This window comes from Pseudoflavonifractor sp. (assembly GCF_050943825.1).
GTDB lineage: Bacteria > Bacillota > Clostridia > Oscillospirales > Oscillospiraceae > Pseudoflavonifractor.
In genome coordinates this window covers 1-7,548 of sequence record NZ_JBMNPX010000034.1, presented here as the reverse complement: position 1 = coordinate 7,548, position 7,548 = coordinate 1, and the positions used below count along the sequence as shown (strand labels likewise).

General features: G+C 56.1%; 6 protein-coding genes. 5 read left to right on the top strand and 1 reads right to left on the bottom strand.

What is annotated here, in order from left to right; all coding sequences use genetic code 11:
* Positions 1-2,336 (bottom strand): RNA dependent RNA polymerase (locus tag ACOX7T_RS14755; protein ID WP_433444129.1); only part of this gene is annotated, 2,336 nt, incomplete at its 3' end.
* A gap of 122 nt (positions 2,337-2,458) precedes the next feature.
* Between ACOX7T_RS14755 and ACOX7T_RS14750 the strand changes: the two genes are divergently transcribed.
* From ACOX7T_RS14750 to ACOX7T_RS14730, 5 genes are all read left to right on the top strand, one after another.
* A complete protein-coding gene (locus ACOX7T_RS14750) occupies positions 2,459-3,535 on the top strand; it encodes an AAA family ATPase (protein WP_433444127.1) in 1,077 nt (358 codons plus the stop codon).
* Positions 3,536-3,736: 201 nt separating this feature from the next.
* Complete coding sequence (locus ACOX7T_RS14745) at positions 3,737-4,048, top strand: plasmid mobilization protein (protein ID WP_054338383.1); 312 nt, start codon at positions 3,737-3,739, stop codon at positions 4,046-4,048.
* Positions 4,049-4,051: 3 nt separating this feature from the next.
* Positions 4,052-5,419 carry a relaxase/mobilization nuclease domain-containing protein gene (locus ACOX7T_RS14740; RefSeq protein WP_433444125.1) on the top strand — a complete coding sequence of 456 codons (1,368 nt, stop codon included), beginning with the start codon at positions 4,052-4,054 and terminating at the stop codon, positions 5,417-5,419.
* 14 nt (positions 5,420-5,433) lie between these two features.
* Entirely contained in the window at positions 5,434-5,631 is a 198-nt protein-coding gene (locus ACOX7T_RS14735; protein WP_006572265.1) for a hypothetical protein, read from the top strand.
* 118 nt (positions 5,632-5,749) lie between these two features.
* On the top strand, positions 5,750-7,348 hold the full coding sequence (locus ACOX7T_RS14730; protein ID WP_433444123.1) for a recombinase family protein: 1,599 nt from the start codon (positions 5,750-5,752) through the stop codon (positions 7,346-7,348).
* Positions 7,349-7,548: the final 200 nt, after the last annotated feature.

Here is a 7,548-nt window from a genome sequence, read left to right as displayed (position 1 = left end):
TCCTTCGCTGGTTTCTCCTGAATCTTGGGCGTGTTGCGCTCCAGCTGGCGGGCCAGCCAGGGCAACCGCTCCACCGGAGAGTCCACCTGATCCCAGTCAATCCCGGCAAAGAAGGTCTCCAGCCGCTCCCGGTGGGTGGACTCATACCAGGCGCGGCGGCGCTCCTCCGCACGCTCCAACAGATATTTGTACTGGAGGAAAGGGGTGCGCTTTACCTTCCGTCCGCTCAGAAATTCATCCAGGTTGGGCCGCACACCGGTCTTGGCCGCGTCGATCTCCAGTCCGCTGTAGATGGCCAGGGATTCCAAGTCCCGGCGGCACCGCTTGCGCTCCTCCGGGTCGGCGTGGTCGTTGTAGGCGATGACGCTGCGGTCCAGGGCGGCATTGCAGATCTGTCCGATGCGGGCAGCAAAGGTGTTCTCCACCGTCTGAAACCGGGCCTGCCAGTCGTTAGCTTCGGACTTGGGTGCGGACAAGGATGGAATTTTCAGCAGGGGCAGGTTGGCGTTATTGGAGAGCTGCTGATGGACATCATAATCATAATTCCGCTTCACACATCGGTTCAGAATGGAATCGGCTATGGTTTTGATAAGGTCGCCGTCGTAGTCGGCACCGCCCAGCCGCTCCGCTGCCAAACTGTCTGCGGACACCATGACCACATCGGTGAGGTGGCCCAGGTAATGCTGGCGCAGCGCGTCTCCCTCCGGATACACCGACAGCTGCAATTCCTCGTTCCGGGCGATGTGGGGATTGCGGAGAAGGGTGCAGCTGTCCTCATGGTCATAGGCCGCGCCGGGTGCAAAGAAGCTGTCCTCCGCAAAGAAATCTCCCATCACCTGATTGCAGAAGTCCCGCTCACCGGGCAACTGGAACACACGGGGCGCAATTAACTGCCGCAGCAGTTCCAGCAGATCACCGGAGAGGAATCGGTTGTCCCCTGGCACCAGCAGCCGCCCAACGGCGTAGCCTCGGAGGATTTTCCGGGCCTGTCCGTCCAGCTGCTCGGTATAGATAGGCTCCCGGATAAACTTTGGATTTTTCTCAAGCACCCGGGCCATGATGTTGGCCCGGCTTCCCCTGGGCTGGCTCAGACCTCGGCGAAAATACTCCTGCTGATATGCTTCGTTGGCACGAAAGTTATAGTAGGCCGTCTCGGTGGCCTTGGTCAGCCATTGCCGGGGGTCATCCTCCGGACTGTGGTCCCAGCCCTCCGGCAGGTCGGCGGGGCGGAACTCCTCCGGCTGGATGGAGAGGGTGGAGAGGAATTGGTAGTTGAGCTCCACCAGTTTTTCCGGCTCCGTTTTGCTCAGGTTGGTGATGTACAGGGCGTGATTGTAGTCCCGGAAGGCGTCCCAGTAGTCCTCCCAGGTCATACCGTTCTCACGCAGCCAGCCATACGCCTTGAACTGACTGCGGGTGAGGATGATGTCCACACTGCGGACAGGGTGCGCCTTGCCCCAGATGTCCACGATGGTCTGAGTGCCGCTGCGCTTCAAAAAGTCCTTGAAATCCACCTGATGGAGCATTCCCTTGATGTAGGGCATCCGGATCTGGAAGGAGGTGTGAGTGTGGCTGCCGCAGCAGGCCTTGTCCACTGCCTCGGCATACTCTTTGGAGATGAGGCCCACGCCGTCAAAGCAGGTGATGTCCAAATCCTGATAATCTTCAGATAGGCGAAACTTTCCTGGCTGGTCGAGCTCCCACAGAGTGAGGATAGGAACATGCCCTACCCTCGTGGTTGGATTGTCTATGACGATGACCCGGTGTTTTTTGTCAATGCGGATGCCGTCCACCCGGGTTCCGCTGGAGAACATGAGACCGTTGTAGGCGTAGAGTTTACTGAGCTGGCAGCGATCCAGTTCCATGTCCAGCATGATCCGCTGGCGCATGGGTTCATACAGATCCGCCCGGATGAAGGAGAGCCGGGACTGGCGGCTCATGCTGGCGGAGCGTTCAAAAGCCACATAGCGGCAGGGGCCGCTGCCGAAGTCCAGAGTGATCCCCTCGGGGCGGAACGTGTCTCTGGCCTTCTCCCGGCGGGCCTGCTGCGTCCTTCCAGTTCCGCGCCGGTCAAAGATCCCGGCGAAGTCCATATAGAACAGCACATCGGAGAGAGCTGTGACTTTCTCCTCGCCGCGCTCCCGCCAGCCTTTCCCGTGGAGTTGGTACATCAGCTGATGGAACATGGCGCAGCTGTCCTGCTCGTGCTTGGCACCTGGTACCTTGCAGTGCTCGGTGGCGCTGCGGTTCAGAGCAAAGGTGTAAACGCCGTCTTGCTCCGCGGCATAACTCATCACCGCCCGAGCAGAGAGCTCGTAAATCTGATAGGTCGCCATTGGCTCACCTCCGTTTGCTTTATTTTATCACAAACCATTTCAAATTCAAAATGAATACTACTCCCACTTCTTTTGAGGTGGGAGCTTTTTGTATTCAAATTCTTGAAATGGAGGTACCAAACATGAGCAACAAAATGAACCATCCCCTGATCACAGTGGACGGCAGAACCCTGATGGATCGTCCGCTGGAGCCGCCCAATTTTGTGGTGGACACCCTGCTCGCACAGGGCCTGCACATCCTGGCAGGCTCTCCGAAAGTGGGCAAGTCTTGGCTTGCACTGTGGCTGGCAGTGACGGTGGCCAAGGGAAAACCGGTCTGGAACATGGGCACCAAGCAGGGCACCACACTCTATCTCTGTCTGGAGGATTCTGTCCTCCGCATCCAGAATCGGCTCTTTGAGATCACGGAGGACGCACCAGACAGCGTCCACTTCTGCACGGAGTGTGCGCTCATCGGTCAGGGGCTGGAGGAACAGGTGGACACATTCCTTGCCGCTCACCCAGACACCGTACTGGTCATCATCGACACCCTGCAGATGATCCGTCCGATCCACGACGCCACCTACGCCAATGACTACCGGGATCTGTCTGTGCTCAAGCGGCTGGCGGACAAGCACGGCATTGCCATCCTGTTGATCCACCATCTGCGGAAGGAAAAGGCGGAGGATGTGTTCCATCGGATCTCTGGTACGACGGCTATCAGCGGTGCGGTGGATTCCAGCTTCACGCTGGTGGAAGAAAAGCGGGGCAGCGGCAGGGCCAGACTTACCTGCGTGGGCCGGGACATCGAATACCGGGAGCTGACCCTGGAGCGCAACAGTGAAAATGTGTGGGAGCTGGTGGCAGACAGCCAGACACAGACGGAACTGCTGGGCGACCGCATCGTTTATCTCCTCTCCGAACTGATGCGTGACCGAACTGAATTTATCGGCACTCCCACGGAGCTGTCTGAACGGATCGACCCTGTGGGTGTGGAGCGCATCTCGCCCAAGAAGGTGTCCCGACAGATCCTGCAAAACCTTGACGCACTAAGCAAAATCGGCATTTCCGTCGAGGTGCGCCGCAGCAACGGAAAGCGGCTCATTGAGCTGCGCCGTGCCGAAAGTGACGATACCCAGGGTGTCCCGGCGGTCGACCCTGTTGACCCTGACGGGGCGCTGTGCGGCGATTTGCGGGCGGTTTCCGGGCGTGGCGAGTAAACCCCCGCAGAGCAAGAAAAACGCCGCGTTGGGCCGTTTGTGGCCGAAGAAGTAGCGCGGGTGTCCGGCGCGGGGGCATCACCTCCTTGGAGGTGGCCAGCATCGCGTTTGTCTGGTCACCGGCACAGCCGCCGCCCGCCTTCCGCATAATTTCCGGGCAGAAGCCCGGACCCACTTTATCTGCGGTTTGGAGGAAACGACATGAAAAAAGATATCAAGTTCAGCACTCGGATGGCATCCGAAGACCGACAGGCCATCAAGGAATTGGCGAAACGCTCCAGGATGTCCATGAGTGATTATGTGACAGCCTGCTGTTTGGGAAAGCAGGTGGTAGTCATTGACGGACTAAAAGAAGTGCTCAAGGAGCTGAAGTCCATTGGCAGAAATCTAAACCAGCTTGTTACCCTGGCGCACATGGGACGCGTCACGGTGGTCAATCTGGACAGCGTACGCCAGGCATTCTCTGAACTCTGTGCAACTGTTCGGTTGATTCTGGAACGAAAGCGGTGGTGAAGGATGGCCATTATCAGCTTCACCAACTACAAGCGGGGGCAGGCCACCGGATGCATGGGAGCCGTGATGCGGTACACCATGCAGGATAAGAAAACTGAGTTCGATGGGCGGAAGTTGGTCACAGGCATCAACTGCCAGCCGGAATCTATCTACGCGGACTTCATGACTACCAAGCGGCTCTATCACAAAACCGATGGCGTGCTGTTCTACCACATGGTGCAGAGCTTCCCAAAAGGCGAAGCGGTCGACCCGGTCGCCGCCCATGCGGCGGCTTTGAAGCTGGCTGAGTACTATGAGGGCCATGAAGTCCTGGTCTGCACCCACATAGACCGAGAACACATTCATTCCCACTTTCTCATCAACTCCGTCAACTTCGATACTGGGAAGAAACTGCACATCGCAAAGGAGCAGCTCCAGGAACTGCGGCAGCGCAACGATCAAGTCTGCATGGAGTTTTCTCTCCCTGTGTTCAACCCCACGAACAGGAAAGAGAAGACCAAGACGATGTCCATCGGCGAGTATCACACGGCAGCCCGTGGCCAGAGTAAGAAGCTGCAGCTCATGAATATTATCAACGACTGTATGCGCCACGCCTCCAGCCGGGAGGAGTTTCTTGCGCTGATGGAGAGCGAGGGCTACAAGGTACGCTGGGAAACCTCCCGGCGGAACATCACCTACACTACACCCAGCGGTTGGCAGTGCCGTGACCGCCTGCTGTTCGGGGACAAATATCTGAAGGAGAATATGGAATATGAATTCAGGATCAGAAAAGAAATTATCTATGGACGAGCTGTTGGAAAAGAACCGTCCCGCGCAGATGGTACAGACCACGCCGCAGCTTCCGGCGCAGGAGCTGACACCGCCTCCCGAAATGCATCCTACGAAAGCGGAATGGGAGGAACTGCTGAGCAGCCTCTATACACTGGGGTACCACACCGAGAGACAGACTGGCTATCTGAAGAAGATCAGCGAACTGCTGGCGCAGCTCCCGACCCAGACGCAGATGGACGAGCTGCTGAAAGCGGTGAGACATCTGGAGCAGATGAGCGAACAGGCTGGGAAGCGGAACGAGAAGCGTTTTTCTCTGCCCATCACCAGGCTGCCCAGACTGCGACTGCCGGACATTCCATGGACCAGACTGCTGTTGGGACTGGCAGCCCTGGCGCTGACTGGGCTGGTGCTGTGGGTGGTGTGGTCCAGCTTGGCCACGCTCTGGAGCGCGGCCAGGGGCCTGCTCCTGTGATGGACGCTACCACTACGCACCACCACACCGACAGCAAGGTCCTCCGGAAAGAACGGCAAAAGAAAATCGCCCAAGGTCACGCCGAGGACGACCACGAAGAAGAACAAACTTGGCAGCAGACCATGTAAAGGAGGATGATTACATGAGTTATCAGCAGGCGATGTATGATCGGGAGCATCCCCGATACTCTGAGCCAACAGAATATATCACGATGGAAGTGGACGGACTGATTGTTGCCCTACGCTTCAAAAACGCCGTTACACAGCCTGACACAGTATCTGCAATTGAGCAGACGCTGTTGATGGCACAGGACTTTGAAAATCTGAACAAGCCCGCTTGATTCAGTAGACTTTTTACCAGAGGTGTGGGATACTGTGTGTGCATATGAACCTTGACAACTGAATGAACAGCAAACCATATGCACCGCAGTCCAACACCAGAAAGGATAAGGTGCAATCATGGAAAAAAATAAGAGAGTATATTGCCTCTATCGAGTCTCTACCAAAGGACAGGTAGAAAAAGATGATATCCCGATGCAGAAACAATACTGCCGTGAATTTGCGGAAAGTCAGGGATGGACGATCATCAAAGAATTTGCGGAAAAAGGTGTCTCGGGTTTCAAGGTGGCTGCCGCTGACCGCGACGCCATTCAGGAGATCCGCCAGGACGCCGAGGAACGGAAGTTTGACATCCTGCTGGTGTTCATGTTCGACCGTCTGGGACGGAGAGATGATGAGACGCCCTTCGTGGTGGAGTGGTTCATCCGCAACGGAATCGAAGTGTGGAGCGCAATGGAAGGGCAGCAGAAGATGGATGATCATATCGACAAACTGCTGAACTATATCCGTTACTGGCAGGCTTCCGGTGAGAGCCTCAAAACCTCCGCACGAACAAAGACACGTCTGTCACAAATCGTGCAGGAGGGGAGGTTCCGCGGCGGGATCGTTCCCTATGGATACCGCCTGGAAAAGCAGGGGCGCTTCAATAAAAAGAATCACGAAGTCAACGAGATTCTGGTTGACCCGGATGAAGCTGCGGTGGTGCGCATCATCTTTGAAAAATATGTCTATGAGGGGTTCGGCGCACAGCGGTTGTCCCGGTGGTTATATAACAACGGCTATCTCAATCGAAAGGGAACCAACTTCGCCAATACCACCATCATCAAAATGCTGAAGAACATCATGTATGTTGGAATCCTGCGCAGTGGGGAAACACGCTCAGAAATCTTTCCGGAGCTGCAAATCGTTCCACTGGATCTGTATGAGCGGGCACAGGAGCTGATGGAGGCCAGGACAATGCACCACAATGAGGTGCCCTTTAACTCCAAGGGGAAGTCGCTGCTCTCCGGGATGGTCTACTGCGCCCACTGCGGTTCAAAGTTGGTGCTGACCACCAGCAGCGGCAGACGCGCCAAGGGTGAGCCCAAACGGGAAACCCGTATCCGATACGCCTGCCACTACAAGATCCGTCATCCTCAGGACTGTGACGGTCAGACCGGATACTCCGGCGAGAAACTGGACGGCATTATTGATAAGATTGTCATCCAACTCTTTGAGCGAATGAAGACTGCACCCAGGAGCCAGCTCATTCAAAAGCAGCGGGAGAAAGAACTCCAACTGGCAAACAGTTCGGTGGCCAATCTGGAGAAACTCCATGCCGCCGCAGAACGGGAGCTGGAGAGCTACAAAAAAGAGATCATCAAGACCATCAACGGGACTGGTAGTTTTGGAGCGGACATCCTCGGCGAGATGATAGAGGACACCCGGAGCAAACTGACGGCACTGGCACAGGAGCTGGAACAGGCCAAGGAAAAAGCGGCTGATCTGAAAAACTCTGCCGTTGCCGTTCAAAAGGAGTATGACAAGATCATGTCTTGGGCCGACCTGTATGCGGGCAGCAGCATTGAGGGAAAGAAGATGATCCTGCGGCAGCTCATTGAGCGGGTGAATATCGGGAAGAACTTTGAAATCGAAGTGGAATTCAAAATCAGTGTCACACAGTTCTTCGACTTCCTGTATCCGGAAGGGGACAAGAGTGTGTACTATCGCGCATCCTGAAGGCATGAAAAAACTCGGGAGATCTCAAAACGAGATCTCCCGAGTGTGGTGGACCCGAAGGGGATCGAACCCTCGACCTTACGGATGCGAACCAGCCCCCGAAACTTTTTTCAAGCATTTCGGGCCGTTTTTATCCGTTTTCGCTCCGCCTATCTTTATCTTTGGACCCCTTAGGCCACACTGTTTCCGTGTGGTCCGGG